Source organism: Kitasatospora sp. McL0602 (assembly GCF_052076145.1).
GTDB lineage: Bacteria > Actinomycetota > Actinomycetes > Streptomycetales > Streptomycetaceae > Kitasatospora.
In genome coordinates this window covers 3,241,237-3,257,530 of record NZ_CP197246.1, presented here as the reverse complement: position 1 = coordinate 3,257,530, position 16,294 = coordinate 3,241,237, and the positions used below count along the sequence as shown (strand labels likewise).

Annotated in this window: 19 protein-coding genes and 1 tRNA gene; 6 read left to right on the top strand and 14 right to left on the bottom strand. The window is 68.2% G+C overall.

The annotated features are described in order from the left end of the window. The first annotated feature begins 43 nt into the window (after nt 1-43). Nucleotides 44-1,255: a DNA cytosine methyltransferase gene (locus ACR68M_RS14720; RefSeq protein ID WP_441250938.1), complete on the top strand. Its 1,212-nt coding sequence runs from the start codon at nt 44-46 to the stop codon at nt 1,253-1,255. On the opposite strand, the gene ACR68M_RS14715 is transcribed toward ACR68M_RS14720, so the two are convergent. The 5 genes from ACR68M_RS14715 to ACR68M_RS14695 form a co-directional block, all read right to left on the bottom strand. Then, nucleotides 1,163-1,642: a very short patch repair endonuclease gene (locus tag ACR68M_RS14715; protein ID WP_441250937.1), complete on the bottom strand. Its 480-nt coding sequence runs from the start codon at nt 1,640-1,642 to the stop codon at nt 1,163-1,165. The genes ACR68M_RS14720 and ACR68M_RS14715 overlap by 93 nt on opposite strands. Then, complete coding sequence (locus ACR68M_RS14710; protein ID WP_441250936.1) at nt 1,632-2,474, bottom strand: NaeI family type II restriction endonuclease; 843 nt, start codon at nt 2,472-2,474, stop codon at nt 1,632-1,634. Before ACR68M_RS14710 ends, ACR68M_RS14715 begins: the two co-directional genes overlap by 11 nt. A 188-nt stretch (nt 2,475-2,662) precedes the next feature. Continuing rightward, nucleotides 2,663-3,373 (bottom strand): tyrosine-protein phosphatase, encoded by a 711-nt coding sequence (locus tag ACR68M_RS14705; RefSeq protein WP_441250935.1) that lies wholly within the window; start codon nt 3,371-3,373, stop codon nt 2,663-2,665. Nucleotides 3,374-3,411: 38 nt separating this feature from the next. Further along, nucleotides 3,412-4,161 (bottom strand): SDR family oxidoreductase, encoded by a 750-nt coding sequence (locus ACR68M_RS14700; protein ID WP_441250934.1) that lies wholly within the window; start codon nt 4,159-4,161, stop codon nt 3,412-3,414. Nucleotides 4,162-4,195: 34 nt separating this feature from the next. Next, complete coding sequence (locus ACR68M_RS14695; protein ID WP_441250933.1) at nt 4,196-5,389, bottom strand: DNA glycosylase AlkZ-like family protein; 1,194 nt, start codon at nt 5,387-5,389, stop codon at nt 4,196-4,198. A 135-nt stretch (nt 5,390-5,524) separates the two neighbouring features. Here ACR68M_RS14695 and ACR68M_RS14690 point away from each other — a divergent pair, with 135 nt between their 5' ends. Then, a complete protein-coding gene (locus ACR68M_RS14690; RefSeq protein WP_441250932.1) occupies nt 5,525-6,199 on the top strand; it encodes a nucleotidyltransferase domain-containing protein in 675 nt (224 codons plus the stop codon). A gap of 143 nt (nt 6,200-6,342) precedes the next feature. Beyond that, a tRNA-Lys gene (locus ACR68M_RS14685) sits at nt 6,343-6,415 on the top strand. An 82-nt stretch (nt 6,416-6,497) separates the two neighbouring features. Here ACR68M_RS14685 and ACR68M_RS14680 read toward each other — a convergent pair. The 7 genes from ACR68M_RS14680 to ACR68M_RS14650 form a co-directional block, all read right to left on the bottom strand. Next, nucleotides 6,498-7,058: a tyrosine-type recombinase/integrase gene (locus ACR68M_RS14680; RefSeq protein ID WP_441250931.1), complete on the bottom strand. Its 561-nt coding sequence runs from the start codon at nt 7,056-7,058 to the stop codon at nt 6,498-6,500. Nucleotides 7,059-7,305: 247 nt separating this feature from the next. Further along, complete coding sequence (locus ACR68M_RS14675; RefSeq protein WP_441250930.1) at nt 7,306-7,671, bottom strand: hypothetical protein; 366 nt, start codon at nt 7,669-7,671, stop codon at nt 7,306-7,308. A gap of 15 nt (nt 7,672-7,686) precedes the next feature. Continuing rightward, nucleotides 7,687-8,274 carry a class IV adenylate cyclase gene (locus tag ACR68M_RS14670; protein ID WP_441250929.1) on the bottom strand — a complete coding sequence of 196 codons (588 nt, stop codon included), beginning with the start codon at nt 8,272-8,274 and terminating at the stop codon, nt 7,687-7,689. Between the two features lie 28 nt (nt 8,275-8,302). After that, nucleotides 8,303-8,950, bottom strand: coding sequence for an SAM-dependent methyltransferase (locus tag ACR68M_RS14665; RefSeq protein ID WP_441250928.1), 648 nt, complete (start codon nt 8,948-8,950; stop codon nt 8,303-8,305). Further along, the gene (locus tag ACR68M_RS14660) at nt 8,868-9,440 is read right to left on the bottom strand and encodes a hypothetical protein (RefSeq protein WP_441250927.1); all 573 of its coding nucleotides are present in this window, start codon (nt 9,438-9,440) and stop codon (nt 8,868-8,870) included. Before ACR68M_RS14660 ends, ACR68M_RS14665 begins: the two co-directional genes overlap by 83 nt. 61 nt (nt 9,441-9,501) lie before the next feature. Next, complete coding sequence (locus tag ACR68M_RS14655; RefSeq protein WP_441250926.1) at nt 9,502-10,404, bottom strand: radical SAM protein; 903 nt, start codon at nt 10,402-10,404, stop codon at nt 9,502-9,504. An 85-nt stretch (nt 10,405-10,489) separates the two neighbouring features. Continuing rightward, a complete protein-coding gene (locus ACR68M_RS14650) occupies nt 10,490-11,203 on the bottom strand; it encodes an HAD family hydrolase (RefSeq protein WP_441250925.1) in 714 nt (237 codons plus the stop codon). 96 nt (nt 11,204-11,299) lie between these two features. On the opposite strand from ACR68M_RS14650, the gene ACR68M_RS14645 reads away from it, so the two are divergent. After that, nucleotides 11,300-12,073, top strand: a complete 774-nt coding sequence (locus ACR68M_RS14645) for an XRE family transcriptional regulator (protein WP_441250924.1) — start codon at nt 11,300-11,302, stop codon at nt 12,071-12,073. Then, on the top strand, nt 12,060-12,527 hold the full coding sequence (locus ACR68M_RS14640) for an NUDIX hydrolase (protein WP_441250923.1): 468 nt from the start codon (nt 12,060-12,062) through the stop codon (nt 12,525-12,527). Before ACR68M_RS14645 ends, ACR68M_RS14640 begins: the two co-directional genes overlap by 14 nt. Here ACR68M_RS14640 and ACR68M_RS14635 read toward each other — a convergent pair. Beyond that, nucleotides 12,515-13,075 carry an HD domain-containing protein gene (locus ACR68M_RS14635; RefSeq protein WP_441250922.1) on the bottom strand — a complete coding sequence of 187 codons (561 nt, stop codon included), beginning with the start codon at nt 13,073-13,075 and terminating at the stop codon, nt 12,515-12,517. The two genes, ACR68M_RS14640 and ACR68M_RS14635, sit on opposite strands and share 13 nt — an antisense overlap. 284 nt (nt 13,076-13,359) lie before the next feature. On the opposite strand from ACR68M_RS14635, the gene ACR68M_RS14630 reads away from it, so the two are divergent. Then, the gene (locus ACR68M_RS14630) at nt 13,360-13,647 is read left to right on the top strand and encodes a transposase (protein WP_441250921.1); all 288 of its coding nucleotides are present in this window, start codon (nt 13,360-13,362) and stop codon (nt 13,645-13,647) included. A gap of 506 nt (nt 13,648-14,153) precedes the next feature. Here ACR68M_RS14630 and ACR68M_RS14625 read toward each other — a convergent pair. Next, nucleotides 14,154-16,280 carry a hypothetical protein gene (locus ACR68M_RS14625; RefSeq protein ID WP_441250920.1) on the bottom strand — a complete coding sequence of 709 codons (2,127 nt, stop codon included), beginning with the start codon at nt 16,278-16,280 and terminating at the stop codon, nt 14,154-14,156. Nucleotides 16,281-16,294: the final 14 nt, after the last annotated feature.

Below are 16,294 nucleotides of genomic sequence, written 5' to 3'. Positions count from 1 at the left end.
GACACTTGGAGCTTCTGTGCATGGATCAACCAGGAGGAACCCGATGTCCCCCAGCGGCAAGACGCTGACCTCAATCGAGATCTGCGCCGGTGCCGGTGGCCAGGCGGTGGGGCTTCACGCGGCCGGGTTCCGCCACCTCGCGCTGGTCGAGATCGACGCCAACGCGGTGGAGACGTTGAAGCTCAACCTCGCCAACCGTGACGGTTGGGAGGACGAGCAGAAGAACTGCAAGGTTCTCAGCATGGACGTCAAGGACTTCAAGCCGTTCAAGGAGCTTGATGGCCTGGAGCCCGGCAAGCTCGATCTCCTTGCCGGAGGAGTGCCTTGCCCGCCGTTCTCGATCGCTGGCAGGCAGCTCGGTGAGGACGACGAGCGTGATCTCTTCCCGACCATGCTTGGTCTGGTGGAGGAGCTCAAGCCTCGCGCCGTCATGATCGAGAATGTCCGCGGGCTCCTCGAACCCGACCACAAGTTCAAGGGCTACCGCGAGCAGATCGTGCAGCGGCTCCGTAAGGCGGGCTACTACTACTGCGGCTGGAAGGTACTGGAGGCCAGGGACTTTGGAGTGCCCCAGCTGAGGCCGCGCGCGATTCTCGTGATGATCCACAAGGACCATTTCCGCGGCTTCGACTGGCCCAAGCCGGACGATGAGCCGACGACCGTGGCGCAGGCTCTCGACAAGTCGATGCGCAGCCGGTATTCGGCATACAAGCGGACACTCAAGACTGAGGACGAGCGGCAGCTGGCCGAGGCGGCCCTCAAGCGCTGGCGAGAGAGGGCCGCCTCGGGCGGGATCGCACCGACGCTGGTCGGTGGCTCCAAGAAGCACGGCGGCGCGGACTTGGGGCCGACGCGTGCCAAGCGGGCTTGGGGGGAGCTTGGAGTCGACGGGCTCGGCGTCGCCAACGACCCGGAGAAGATGGTTGCTCCGGAGCGTGACCTGCTGTCCGAACGCGGTCCGATGCTGACGGTGACCCAGGCTGCGATCATCCAGGGCTTTCCGGAGAACTGGGAGTTCTACGGCGGAAAGACAGCGCGCTACCGCCAGGTCGGCAATGCCTTCCCGCCGCCGGTGGCAGAGGCGGTCGGCAGGAGCATTGCGGAGGCACTTGGCCGGACAGGGCCGTTGTCGCCGAATCCCGAGGCCGAAGTCAACGACGGGTCACTGCTCACCCGGGGTCTTGTGCCGACTCAGGAGGCCGGCTCGGCGCACCGCGACAGCGTCGGCAATGAGGAGTGCGCACCGGTCGGCTGACTCGTGCTCCCAGAAGCGCAGGACTGTCCAGCCCGCGCTCTCCAGCTGGGTGTCCGTATCCCGGTCTCGGGCCATGTTCCGGCTGACCTTGTCGGACCAGTACCCGGGGTTGGTCTTGGGCGGCACGTAGTGCTCGGGGCAGCCGTGCCAGTAGCAGCCGTCGATGAAGACTGCGATCTTCGTGGGCCGGAAGACGATGTCCGCTGTCCGTCGGAGTTCCGGCAGTGGGCGTGCGCACACCCGGTAGCGCAGCCCTGCGGCGTGCAGCAGGGAGCGGATGGCCTGCTCGGGAGCGGTGTCGCGGTTGCGGATCGCCTGCATGTTCTTGCGGTTCGCCGCAGACGAGGCCCAGGAGCCCTCGGGTGGAGTCCAGGCCTCAGTATTCATCGTCGTCGCCCCATAGCGGCAGAGTCATGTCACTGGCCTCGGGGCGGTATGGGGACGGTGCTGCTGGCAGGAGCGGGACGGCGACCCAGTCTCCCGGGCTCAGGAGGTGGCCTCGGTCGGCGGCCTGAGCCCGTTCGTCCAGCGGCGTTCCACAGAGCAGGAGCAATCCTCGTTCCAGGAGCGCGGGACGGGTCTGCCGGACTCTGCGGATCGGGTCGTCATGGCCGGCGCAGACCGTCTCGATCACGCTTCGGGGGATGACCCGGCCGGGCAGGTAGCTGAACATCTCGATCAGCCGTTTCCGCTGTCCGACACCGTCCTCGAAGACCTTGGCCAACTGTTGCTCGCTGAGGAACGACAGTGGGTTCACCGGTAGAGGCGCCCAGTCATAGAGCGGTACAGACCAGTGGTCCCGCGCGTGGACGGCCAGACCGCGTTTTCCGTCCTTGTTGCCCTTGCCCCGGTAGAGCCAGGAAGTGTGGGCGCGTACCAGCCAACTGCGGTGCCTGTTGTTACGCAGCTGGATCTGCGTGCAGATGCAGAGCTTGCAGTGCGCTTCGCTGGGGATAGCCCAGTTGTTTCCGACGGTGACCTTGAGATCCACTGGAACACCCGCGACCAGAATGTCGAGCGGCTTTGCTTTGGGCCAGCTGAACTCCCGCTGTGCCTCGTATTCCAGCTTTGCGCCGACAGAAGCCCGCTCCCCCGGGTGGACCTCCGGCGACAGTAGGTTGAACCGGCCAGTCCGGCCGCCGTCGAGCACGTAGTCGATGGCTGCGCTGACAGCCCGGGTGTAGCCCACAGCTAGTTCAAGCGGGGTGAGTTCGGCCACTACGGCCTGTAGCTCGTGATCGTTCTCGGGGCGACGGAGTACACCCTCTGGGGAGTCGCAGTCCTTGTTGGCACACAGCTCCCCAGGCCCCAGCAGCAGAAGCCGACCCACGAACCCGCCCTCCTGTCATCGATGTCCCTTTCCAGGCTAGAGGACAGGGTGCCAGGCACTGGGCCGGCTGGCAGCGGTCAGCCGGCCAGGAGGGCGCGGAGGGCGGTGAGTTCGGCCGGGGTGACGCCGTGGTGGTGGAGGTAGGCGTCGAGGGTGGGGTGGTGGGTGTGGATGTGGGTGAGGGAGGTCTCGAGGAGGTGGGCGGCGACGGGGTGGGAGATGCCTTCGTTGCCGTGTTCGTCGATGTACGGGCGGGGGCCGGTGTCGAGGCCGAGCGCGGGGTTGGAGCGGAGGAAGTCGGCGAGGACGGCCGGGGTGGGGGCGCCGGCGAGGGTCTGGAGGATGGCGATGGTGAGGCCGGTGCGGTCCTTGCCGACGGCGCAGTGGATCAGGGCGGGGAGGGCGCCGGGGGTGGCGAGGAGGCGGACGGTGTCGGCGATGGCCTGGGCGCCGTCCTCGGCCATGAAGCGGTACATCGCGGTCTGGTTGTCGGGCCAGGCCCGGTTGCCGTCCTGGTGGTCGGGCAGGACGGGGTGGTGGTAGTGGTCGAAGCCGAGGTGGTGGCGGCGGTCGGGGAGGAGTGCCAGCTCGGTGGGGGTGCGCAGGTCGACGACGGTGCGCAGGCCGAGCTCTTCGAGGCGGCGGGCGCCCGCCGGGGTCAGGGCGGCGAGGTGGCTGGAGCGGTAGAGGAGGCCGGGGCGCAGGCCGGTGATGCCGGCGTCGCGGAGGTTCAGGACGCCCTGGACGTCGAGAAGGGGGGACGGTGCGTCGGACGCGCGCTCGGTCATGGCGCCACCGTAGCGCGGGGGAGGGCCAGTTGGGGCTGTCAGCGGCCGCCGGAGACTTCGATGAACGCCCCCGTGGTGTAGGAGGCGGCCGGGGAGAGCAGGAAGAGGATCGCCTCGGCGACCTCCTCGGGTCGGCCGCCGCGCCGCATCGGGAGATTCGGCGCGACGCGGTCGACCCGCCCGGGTTCGCCGCCCAGGGCGTGGATGCCGGTGTGGATCAGCCCCGGGCGGACGGCGTTGACGCGGATGCCCTCGGCGGCGACCTCCAGCGACAGGCCGGTGGTCATGCTGTCCAGCGCGCCCTTGGAGGCGGCGTAGTCGACGTACTCGTTCGGCGAACCGAGCCGGGAGGCCGCCGAGGATACGTTCACGATCGCGCCGCCCCCGCCGCCGTGCCGGGTGGACATCCGGCGGACGGCCGCAGCGGCGCAGAGGAACGGCCCGGTGATGTTGGCCGCCCACGTCCGGGCCAGCCGGTCCTCGTCCAACTCCTCGAGGCGGCACTGCTTCTCGAGCGTCCCCGCGTTGTTGACGAGCCCGGTGAGCGGCCCGAGCTCGTCGTCCACGGCCCGGAACAGCCGCTCGACCTCGCTGCTGCGGGTGACATCGGCCCGGACGGCGATCGCTGTGCCGCCGGTGGCGCGGATGTCGTCGACGACCTCGGCCGCCGCAGCCTCGTCGGTACGGAAGTTGACGCACACCCGGTAGCCCCGCAGGGCCACGAGCCGGGCGGTGGCGGCGCCGATGCCTCGGCCGCCGCCAGTGATCAGGACCACGTCGTCGCTCATACCGACGACCGTAGCCCAGGGCCGGCCCGGCCGGTCAGTGGGGGCTGCGGAAGGCCGCGATCTTCGGGGCGCGGCTCTTCGGGGAGTCGAGGCTGAAGCCCCGGGCATCGCCGAGCTGCTCGCGGACGAAGGTCTCGGTACGGGCGAGGGCCTCGCGCAGCGCGGCGTCGGCGGGGACGAACAGCTGGTGCACGATCTCCTGTTCGACGGTGTCGTACTCCCACAGGCCGACGATGCGGCCCCGGTCGGCGATGACGTGGGTCTGCGGGTCGGCCTCGCTGCCGAAGCTGCGCCCGGCCCGGGAGCCCGGGGTCGGCCGGACGGCGTCGGCGGGGTCGATCAACCGGGAAAGCTCACGGTGCAGCAGGTGGAGGCCGTCGATGCCCGCCAGGAAGGTGTAGTGCGGCCGGGTGGGAGGAGTGAACTCGGCGAACTCGTCGGTGAGTTCGGTGGGGAGGAGAAGATCCGTGCCGGGCAGTGCGGTCAGGTCGAGCGGGGCGACGGCGGCCTTGGCGGTCGCGGCGGTGAAGCCGGAGAACCAGCGGAAGTGCCGGAGGGAGGCCGGGGCGGCCCAGGAGAAGTACCGTTCGGCGAGTTCGGCGGCCGAGCCCTTCGCGGGCTGGTCCCAGCTCGCGTAGCCGTAACGCTGTTGGTCCAGACGGCCGTTGACCGCCACGCGGCGGATCGTGCCACGGGCCTGGAGCAGGCCGAGGGCCAGCGGGAGGGTGCTGGTCAGCCCGCGCTTCTTACCTGCCTCGCCGAGGCTGCGGGCCGTGTCGCCGACCGCTGTGCGGATCGCGGATGGTTGCAACGGTTCGTCAGGGGTGAGGAGTTGGGAGATCACCAGGCAGAGCTTCTCGACCTCGTCGCGGGTGACCCCGAGGTGCTTCGCGGCAGCCGCCAGCTCGCCCTCCGGGGCGGCGGCCCCGGCGGCCAGGCCGAGCGCGAAGTCCGCTGCCGGGAGCACGTACGTGCAGCCACGGGCGGACGGCAGCTCGTGCACCTCCAGCGCGGCGACGGCGGCGTCCACCGCCTCCCGGCTCAACCCCGCACGGGCGTACAGCCCCAGGTACGGCGCCGCGCCGCCCACCGAACGGGCCCAACCCGTCGCGGCCAGCACCTCGGCAGGGGACGCATGCGGGTGGGCGTCGAGGTGGGCGCCGTCCAGCCACTGCCGGTGGGCCCACCAGGCACGGAGCTTCGCGGCCGGGATCTCGCTGTCTGCCATGCGGCCAGTATCCGGCGGCGGTGCGGGCCGGAGGCGCAGCGGCGTGCCGGGAAATCGCTCGCGCACGGCGCCCTCGGCGGGGGAGACTTCGGGGCATTCCCGCCGTTCCGACCCGCCGAGGAGGCGACGTAACCCATGCATGTACTGCTCTCCGGAATCGTCGGCTCCACGGCGTACGGCCTCGCCCACGCCGGCTCCGACCTGGACCGGCTCGGTGTCTTCGCCGCGCCCACCGAGCACTTCCACGGCCTGCACCGCCCGGCCGAGTCGCAGGTCAGCACGGCGCCCGACCACACCCTGCACGAGGCCGCCAAGTGGTGCCGCCTCGCGCTCAGCTGCAACCCGACCGCCGCCGAACTCGTCTGGCTGCCCGCCGACCTGTACGAGACGCGGACGGAGCTCGGTGACGAACTGATCGGCATCCGGCGGTCGTTCCTGAGCGCGCGGGCGACCCGGAACTCCTACCTCGGCTACGCCACCCAGCAGTTCCGCAAACTCGCAGCCCGGGACACCAGCGAGGAGCAGACCCGGGCGCGGGCCGCGAAGCACGCCCGGCACCTCATACGACTCGTCCTGCAGGGCGTCACCCTGCACGAGACCGGCTCCCTGGAGATCCGGCTCGCCGACCCGGACCGCGTCCGCGAGCTCGGCGAGCGCTACGCGGACCGGCCCGAACTCGCCCGCTCCCTGCTCGCCGACGCCGAGTACCGCTTCAGCCGCCCCGGCGTCCTGCCCGCGACCCCTGACGAGGCGCCGGCCGAGGCATGGCTGCAGCGGGTGCGCGCGGCACACCTCGCCGTGGCGGTCTGACGCCTCGGGCCGTCCGGACGCCCGGGTGCCCCGGCGCACACCCCGTTCGGCGTGCCCGGCAATCCGCTGGCCAACGGCGGGGGCGCACCGGGTAGGATCACCGTGGCAGGCGGCCTACCACCACGGTGACGGCGGTAGGCCACGGGCCGCTAGCTCAATTGGCAGAGCTGCGGACTTTTAATCCGTAGGTTGTGGGTTCGATCCCCACGCGGCCCACCTGGAATGCGGCGGTCACACCGCCTCTGACCTGCAGCGCAGCACCCCGGCTAATTCGAGTAGCCGGGGTGCTGCTGCGCTCTCAGGCCGTCTGCGTGAGCGATGCGTGAGCGGACGGCGAATCAGCGCCGGGTGCGGGGGCGGACTGGGCGTCCTTCGGCGAGCGCGCGCGGGGGACGAGCGCGGCGGCGGCCTCGGCTTGGGCGAAGGCCAGCTCGGGCAGGACACTGGCGTAAATGTCCGCCGTAATGGTGATGGAGGAGTGGCCGAGCAACTCCTGGACCACCTTGAGGTCGGCACCGGCACCGAGGAGGAGCGTCGCGGCGACGTGGCGGAGAAGAGCACAGCTCACCTCCGGGCCGCATACTAGCTCGCAGCCGCGCAGCCCCTGGCCGAACTTGCTCACCGAGCCCCGGGCCCCGACGTCGTGCGGCACCATGAGCGTGATCTCCGCCGAGTGCTCCCTGGCCAGGCCAACCGGATCACCACCGATCCCACCTGGCCGGCCCTCGCCACGACGCTCAACGACGCCGAACAGCGAGGGCATAAACCGCTCGACCTCCTCATGCAGATGGCAGCCCACCACGACCTCGACGCCACGGACTACCCGGCGGAAGCCATCCTGTGGAGTGTCGTGAGCCATACCCGCACCAGCGCGGAGGCGAAACGGGTCGAGGCCGCTGGCACGCGTCAGCGGGCCGCCAGTCGGCAAACCTCGCGTACGACGACAGCAGAAGGTGCAGCGGTCCCGGTGAGGCCGCAGCCACCTGCACCGGATGAGCGTCGCCGTAGTCGCTGACAGCGAGAGGCCGCGCAGGGCCGCTGGTGCCCGCCCTGGTCAGGTGTGTTGTGCCAGGACCCGAAGGCACTTCCATGACCAGGGCGGGAACTCACTGGCGGCGTAAGCGTCTGCTTCGGCCTCGGTGGCGGCCGCCGCGTGGTGCGGCGAGGAGAGCCTCCTCCCCGACGGGTGCGGCGGGCCGGGCCGGGTCGTCGTTCAGGAGGATCGACTGCCAGACCCGCTCATGGAGTTCCTGGACGCAGGGCCCGCAGGCGTACATCGCCGCTTGGGCGCCGGCCACGCTGGCGGGGCCGATCCACAGGACACGGGTCCACTGCTGGCCGCAGTAGAGCCAGCAGAAGCCGTCGATCCAGTGGTTGCCGTCGTCGGTGGCTGCCGGGGCAGGCAGGCCGCCACGCGCGAACTCGGCGATCCCCGGGATCACCCGGTGCGGCACGGCCAGTTCCGTAAGCACAGCTCAGCCTCCGGATTAGCGGCCCTGGGCGGCCACAGGTGTTGACCCGTCCTTCTCGGCATCGGCGAAGAGGAGGGTGGGCTCGGCGAGGATGTCGCGGCCGGCCTCGCTCTTGTAGATCTCGTCGACGCTGCCGAACCGGGCTTCGGAGTAGTCGAGTTCGAGGAGGGCGGCCGCCTGGCGGACCGATGCCTCGTCGGGGCCCTCGATCTCGACGAAGGTGGGCAGGTCCGGCCAGGTGTCGAAGTCGAAGGCGACCTCGCCCAGACGCCACTCCTCGCGATAGTTCTCCTGGTAGCGGACTTCGCGCAGGCCGAGACGGCGGAGGATCTCGGCCATGGCGGGCAGGTCGGTGACCTCAGTCTCGATCTCGGTGGTGCCGTTGATAGTTGTGGAGTCAGTGACCTGCTTGAGCGTCAACGTGGATCGGGTGCCCTCGTTCCGCAGCCGGACCCAAGCACCGCTGTCGAGGGCGTCGTTCTCGAAGATCTTCCGAGTGAGGAGGGTTCGGGGGAATGCCCGGACAGCGCCCAGAGCGGTCAGCCTCGCCTGGAGGTCGGCGACGTCGACGGACAGGAACTTGGCCTCGTACTCGTGATTCATGATTGCCCTTCTTCGCTTGCGGGTTGGGTTACTTGGGGGTGCGGGCCGCGAGAAGCAGGCCCATGCGGTGGGTGTGGTCCTGGGGCCGGCCGATGTGGGCCTGCTCGGTGAACTCGTTCGTCCGTAGCGACAGCAGAACGCTCCAGGAGCTGGTGAAGTGGCGGCTGAGCTTCTCGGGGGACGTGTAATGCTCGATCAGGTGGTGACGCTCTTCGACGGGCATCATGAACTCCGCGCCGAACAGGCCGCCCGCGCGCACCATGAGCTGCATGCGGGCGACGAACTCGGCGAGCGGGCGGTGGTGGTTGGCGCTGTAGTGCCACGAGCAACTTGTCCAGACCGCGTCGCAGAGCGCACTGAGGGGCTCGGCGTCGAGGAAGTCCTTCTCCACGATCTGCACCCGGTCGTGGAGCTCTTCGAGCTTGAGACGGTCGATCAGTCCCATAGCGTGGTCGTCGATGTCGCCCGGCAGCCGGACGTCGCCGCCGTGGAGGGCGAGCGGGTCACGTTCGAAGGCGATCACGCGGTAGCCGGCGGCGGCGAGCGGCAGAACGAGCCGTCCGTCGGCCGCGCCGATGACCGCGACGGTGCCGTCAGGGGAGACTCGCTCCTTCAGCGCGGCGAGGAACTGGGGGAAGAAGGTGAGGGTGTGCTCCCACAGGCTCTGCGTCTGCACGGCGGTGGGCTCCTTGCGGGTCGGTGGAGAGGATGGCTTGGACGACCCGCGCAGGGTCGAGGCCCGTGGTGTCCACGTGGTGCATCGAGAACCCCGCGTAGGCGTCGGTGATCCGGCCCTGGGCAGCTTCGCTGAGCGCGTCCCAGCGGGAGATCGGCTTGTCCCGCCCGGCCAGGCGGCGTTGGCGCTCGTCCTCGGCGCAGAACAGGTAGTACGTGACGGGCTGGGGCAGGTCCGGCGGCAGCGTGACGCCCAGGCGGGCGCCCAGAGCGCGGTGGTTGGCCAGGCAGCGGGCGAAGTAGCTCTCCACGACGACCGGGATGCCAGCTTTCAGGTAGCGCTGGATCTCGTCGGCGGCGCTGAAGAGCGCGGAGAGGTAGAAGCTCATCCTGGCCTCGACGTTCTCCCGCCGGTCGATCTCGCGCCGTAGCGGCTGGTAGAGGAGCGGCACGGTGGGGACGAGGGCTGCCTTGCGGGCTGCGGCAAGCATCGGTGCGATGGTCGATTTGCCGGTGCCGCGTAGCCCTTCGAGGCTCTCGAACAGCGGGCGGTCAAGCACGGGCGTACACCACGTCGGGCACGGCGAGAGTGAGCTCGTCGGTGGCGGAGGGCCGGTGGACGATGTGGTCGGCGAGCTTGTCGTACCAGAAGGCGTGGGAGTCCTTGCCGACGGCCTTGCAGGACATGGTGAGCGCACCGCGCGGGTCGGCCTCGATCCGCTCGATCTCGGGCGGGCCGCCCGCCGGAGCGCAGATCTCGGCGGCGCCGTCGGCGGACAGGTCCTCGTCGACGATGACCTCGATGGCCAGGTCCGCCGTCTGAAGCTGTTCGCGCAGCCGGGTGTAGGCGGCGGGATCGGTGACGAGGAGCTCGGGGTGGTCGGCGGCATTGCCGACCGGCCGCAGGCAGTGCAGCTTCAACTGCCGTGCACCGAAGTCCTGGAGGGTTCGGGCGAGTGGCAGCACCTCATCGATGTTGCTGGAGGTGACGGTCATCGTCGCGCCCGTCCGGACGCCGAGCTCCCGCGCGAGGTCGAGCGCGCTCAGCGCTCCCTGGTAGCTGCCGAACTTCCGGATGCGGTCGTTGGTGGCGCCGATCCCTTCCAGCGAGATCCGCAGGAGGTCCAGGTACGGGGCGATCTCGGTTAGCCGGCGCTCGATCCGGTAGCCGTTGGTGCAGATCTCGACCTGCAGGCCCAGCTCCTGCTTGGCGTGCCGGACGACCTGGGCGAGGTTCTTGTAAACGAACGGCTCGCCGCCCAGGAGTGTGACGGCCTCTGTGCCGTACCGGTCGCGCATGAGGGTGAGGAGGTTGATCGCCTCCTCGGGGCTGAAGGCGTCGGCGTGCTTGAGCCGCTCGCCGTGGAAGCAGTGCAGGCACTCGAAGTTGCAGCGGTACAGCAACTGCAGGTACAGCATCCGGATCCTGCGGATCCCGGTGACTTCCCCGATCACGTGGGCCTCCCTCGGTCAGTTGCCTGGTTGGAGACCTGATGGTGGCGGAGAGTGCACGGACCGCATCACCGCGTACTCGGACAGTTCAGGGACGTCCTGGGACGTTTTCGCGGGCCGCGAAGATCCGCAGGAGAGCAAGGAGACCGGCGGTGTCCGACAGGTCGGGCAGCACCACGGATGCGCCGGCGGCCGCCAGCTCGGCCTGGCTGTGGATACCGGTGGCGACCGCGATGATCCCTGAGCCCGTGGCGAGGGCTGCCTCGACGTCCCTCGGTGTGTCGCCGACCAGCACCACCGGCACGCCGCTGGGCAGGCCACGACCGCGCTGGACGCGCTCGCGAGCGACGGCCACAAGGTCTGGACGCCGCTCGGCGTCGGCACCGTAAGCCCCGACGGGAAGATCCAGGAGAGGATCGAGGCCGAAGGCCGACAGTTTCACGTGGGCGTTGGCCGCGATGTTGCCGGTCAGCACCGACGACACCCAACCGGACTGCACCGAGGTCGCCTTGAGGGCGTCGCGTACACCCGGCAGAGCCGCGCCGCGCCTGCGGAGGTCACCGAGCCGCTCCTCGCCGGCCCGTGCGAGGGCAGCTTCGACAGTCGGCCAGTTCGGCTCCGGGAGGCGATGCCGGCGGAACATATCGCGCATGATCAGGCGATCCGTGCGGCCCTCTGTCGACGCTGGTTGGGCAGGCTGGATACCGGTCAGCGCGGTGAACGCACCGGCATAGATCTCCTTGCTCACCCCTGCGTTATCGATGAGCGTGTGGTCGACGTCCCACAGGACGATGAGCTGCATACAGCCAGCGTAAGCACCTTGTCGGACCGTCAGGTCCAGTGAAACGTCCCAGAACGTCCTTGCACGCTGGTGCCCGCCTCGGCTTGTATGGCCTCCGTGAACGAGCGACTCCACTCCGTACTCGCCCAGCGCGGCGTCTCACCCGAGTTGCTCGCCGAAGCCTGCGAGGTGGACCCCAAGACCATCGGCCGCTGGCTCGGCGGGCGCGTGCCCCACCCAAGGCACCGCTTTCGTGCAGCCCAGCATCTGCGCGTGGAGGAGACCTTCCTATGGCCCGCTCCGCAGCCCCACGCGGGTCGGCGGACCGGTGGGTTAGGCAGCGAGCTCGTCGGTACCCACCAGAACCGCGCCAGCGTCCCTCGGGAGACCTGGCTGGCCTTGCTGAAGGAAGCCCAGGAGCAGATCGACGTATTGGTCTTCTCCGGTACCTTCTTCGCCCAGTCCAACCCGCACGTCGCCAAGATGCTCGCGGAACGCGCCGCCGACGGCGTCCAAGTACGGCTGTGCTTCGGTGATCCGAGCGGCCAGGCCGCCGCCATCCGGGGCCGCGAGGAGGGCATCGGCGACACTCTCGCCGCCAAGATCCGCGCCTCCCTCACCTACTACCGCACCCTGCTGCCCGAAGCGCGTTGCGAGGTACGGCTCCACGACACCACGCTGTACAACTCCCTCTTCCGCTACGACGACAACCTGCTGGTCAACCCGCACGTCTTCGGCCAGCCGGCCAGCGCCAACCCCCTGCTCCACCTCAAGCGAGTGGATGCCACCGGTTGGTTCGACAACTACGCTCAGAGTTTCGAAGCCGTCTGGGCCGGCGCACGGCCCTGGACGCCTGACCAGGAGGGGACCGCCGCACATGGGCAGGACTGAGTACTACAACGACCCCAGCGCACCCAAGGCCAACACCCTCATCCCCGCCAGCAACCTGCTCGTCGTCGACGACAGCGGCGCCATCCTGCTCCAGCGCCGCCGCGATACCGGCCAGTGGGCCCTGCCCGGCGGAGCCCAGGACATTGGCGAGACCGCCGCCCAGTGCGCCATCCGTGAGTGCTCGGAGGAGACGGGCATCACCGCCGAGATCACCGGCTTCCTCGGCGTCTACACCAACCCGCGCCACATCGTCGCCTACACCGACGGCGAGATCCGCCAGCAGTACGAGAACACCTACATCGGCCGCCCCACCGGTGGCGAGCCCACCGTGAATGATGAGGCCGACGGCGTGCGCTTCGTCCAGCGCGCCGACCTTGACCAGTACGACATCCACCCCAGCATGCGCCAGCAGATCGGCGACTATCTCGCCGGCACCTACCCCTACCTCGGCTGACCCGCCAGCGCCGCCTCTACCCGCGCCACCGCCGCGAAGATCTCCGGCGACGCCCGACGGATGAATCGTCCCACCACGCTGTCCGCCCCGTACCGGCCAACGATCTCCGCCACCCGCTCCTCGGCAGTCGTCAGTCCCCCGTCCGGCGTCGTCGTCATGTCACACCACACCAGTGCGTCCACGAGTCGCTCATCCTCCAGCAGCGGGAACTCTGCCTTCAGCGCCTCCCGGAGCCCGCGCTCTTCGGCCTCCAACAACGCGAACGAGTGGTTCGCCACCAGCCGCACCACTCGGTCGTCAGCGGCGTGGACGTCACGGAGAAACCGGGCGCCGTCGAGCGGGTGGAACCCCGTCGTCGCCAGCCTTGGTGCGTACCCGATGTCGTGCAGTACGGCTGCTGAGAGAAGAAGATCCGCCTCGTCACCCAGCAAGCCCGTGAGCTGGCTCGCGCGTTCCACGACACCGCGCGAGTGTGCCCAGCGTCGGGGCAACTGCTCTGCGAGTTCGGCCTCGGCCAGTTCCCGCCAGGTCACTCTGAATCCGCCCATACATGGGTGCATGCCCCGTACCCGGACGCCCACTCGTTCGCGAGAGCCTGGGAGGAATTCACGCGCCGTGACGGCGGTCGGCTCGTTGAGCCGTTCGTGGGATTGATGCTGTGGCCGTAGGCGGTCGTTTCGGGCGAGCTGGATGTGGCTGTGATCCGGGCACTGGAAGGGGAGTTGGAGGCGCTGTGCGCCTCGGTCGATGACGTGTTCGCGCGTCCGGCCTCGCGGGAGAACCTTCGGGCGATGGTGCGCGGGCTGTTGAGCGAGGTGCCGCGCAAGAACCTGTGGCAGCTCGCCGAGTTCGTCGGCCACCCAACCCGGACCGGCTGCAGGGCTTCCTGGCCAAGGCCGCGTGGGACGCCGACGAGTTGCGCGTCCGGGTCCGAGCCTACGCCGTTGGCGCCCTGGCCGATCAGGGCGCGGTGCTGATCGCTGACGAGACCGGCGACGTCGAGAGGGGCACCAAGAGCGCCAGCGTGCAGCGGCAGTACACCGGCACAGCGGGAGGGATCGATAACGCCCAGGTCAGCGTGTACTTTTCCTATGGATCAAGCCGGGGCCGCGCACCCTGATCGACCGCAAGCTCTACCTCGGCATTGGCCGGGATCACCGCCGACCATGAGCAGTGCTGCGCCGAACGGGGCGTCCCGCCCGAACGCGCCACCCCGGTGGCCACCAAGCCCGAGCTCGCCCGGCGCATGCTGGAGCGCGCCCTGCTGGCGGGAGTTCCGTTCTCGTACTTCCTGGCCGGCGAAGGTCTACGGGCAGTCCTGCGCCCTGCGCGCCTGGTTGGAGGAGCACCGCGTCCGCCACGGTCCCGAAGGACGAGGCCCTGCCCCTGCCCGACGGCCGTACCCGCCAGGGCCGCGAACTGTTACACAGCCGTGCCCGCCGAGGCGTTCGAGCGCCGCTCGTGCGCCAACGGCGCCAAGGATCCCCGTGACTACAACTGGGCCGTCGTCCAACTCGCCTCTACCTCATAGGGGTTGGAGCTCCACCTGCTGGTCCGCCGCTCCACCGTGCCCAACAAGAAGGGCAAGAAGACCGGCGAAACGCCGTGAAACTACCGGCTGTAGTATTAGGCGGTGCTGCCCGCGACCACCTGGTTCTTGAGGAAGGAGATGATCTCCGGAGTCTCCCGGAAGTTCCGCACGTCGACGTGGTTGATTCCAGCATTACCTAGAGCGCGAATATCCAGGACGAAGCTTTCGCCCGCCGTTGACAGTGCCCCGAGATCCGCGAGGCAATCCATTATTCTGGCAGCCTTCTCGTCCCCACGGATAACGTACCTGTCCAGCTGCGCCCGGTTGGCGGAGAGGTATCCGGTGTCGCGCATATGAACGGTGCTTCTGAAGCGCGAGAGTATCCGCCTAAGCACATAGAAGTACTCGCCCAGTGAGACCTCCCCGGGCGCCCGGGGGGCCTGGTGGTCGCGCAGAGATCCTTCGATTTCCTCCCCGATTACGGAGAATACCCCGGATCCGAACGTGCGCACATGGAGAGAATAGTCCGAGATGACGAGCTCACTATCGATGGACACTGGCCCGTCCTCAGTGGATTCGACATACAGCGATCCCGCTTCGATTGACAGGCACTCCGATCTGATGGAAACAGAAGGTCCTAGCTTCACCACCTGCCCTGGGGCGACGATCTCCACATTCCCTGCATAGTCCACGGAAAGGCCTTGGCAGCGACTCGGCAGGCGCAGGCCGCGCCCTGCCGTGTGGAGGGGGACCCGGGCGCTCTCGAAGTTTCTTCCCGGCGTGGCTCGCCGAACTTCCAGCTCGCCGCCCTGTACTTCAGCATTGATGCTGAACTCGTAGTCCAGGGCACCGTCTCTCCGGGCGGCAAGCGATGCAATTAGGAGATCGCAGCGGTTTCCGGGGAAGGTGTTGGTGGGAGATGAGTTCACCAGCTCTACGATGAACGGCGCAAGCGCGGGGGAGGGAAGGCTGTCGGAGTCTCGCAGGTGATCGATCACACGCAAGCTGACGTCATCGACAATCTGATCGCTGAGTACCAGTGCGTACATATAGTCTCGAAATATTCCATTCACGTATTTCCTGTCGGTCGTGATAAACGGATGCTCGCGCAACTGCCCGTCAACTCGATTCCGATAGCTCTCTCTGAGTGTCGCCGGAAGGTGTGCCGGGAGGTTGACATTCGTGGTTTGCGCTTCCACTAGAGATAGTAGTCGGATGCACTGTTCCAGCGGTGTGTAGGCTAGGGCGTGGCCATCAAATTCTTTCCTGGAAACCGTTTCTTCGTACGGCCATCCTCTTAGGAACTTGTCGTTTTCCCGAGTGAGGAGGTCTTCCGTCAGTTTCTTGAGGATCTTCCACTCCGGCATAGATCCTGGCGCCGCAAGTGCGTCATCCGAAATCTTTGCTGCCAGCTCACGATAATTCGGAACGCACAGATAGGAGGCGATTGTGTCGAGCACCGGAGAATATCCGAGGAAGCGCCGGGTGCTTTCCTTGCTCCAATAGTCTGGGCCCTCCACTCCCAAGCCATCGGCAATGCGTGCGAGCACCATTTCCCGTACGTCGAGATATGGCTTGAGATTCACCCGATGTACCGGCTGCCCCTCGTGCAGCCGATCGAGCTTCAGGTCGATATACCTTTCCGCCTCGGACTTCGAGAAGTACTCTAGCGCCAAGCGGCGCAGCGGCAAACCCTCCCGTTGGAACGTGTCGATCACCCAATCCGCGGTGTCGAGCCGGGAGAGCATGATCACATTCCCCAGGCCGGAGGAACGACGGAGTGCCCGGCAGATCCCCTGGAGAAAGGCTTGGAAGTTGAGCTCGCCGGAGAGTAATGAGGTTTCGTCGAGCGCATCCAGGACAATGGTGGCTTCGTTTCTCTCCAGCAGTTCGAGGAATCGTCCGCTAGCCGTCATGCCGAGCGCTTCGGCCAAAATCCCTTTGAAGTCTGTGGCGCCCACTCGCTGCCCGGCCAAATTAACAAGGGGTGCACCGCACCGTACCGCTATGGCCCGTGCGCATGTCGTTTTCCCCGCTGCCGCTGGGGCCACAATGAGGACTGCAGCGGCTCCGGCGTCCGAGTCGGAGGCCTCCGCCAGACGAGGTGACACGAAGTCCGACTGAGCATCGCTCAGGAATTCCAGCCCTCTGGCCGAATCCTCTACCGGGAAGGTCTGGCTATCGACTGCCGGTAACTGGTCCGCGAAACCGTTCATGTCCATGGAAAACACCGTCC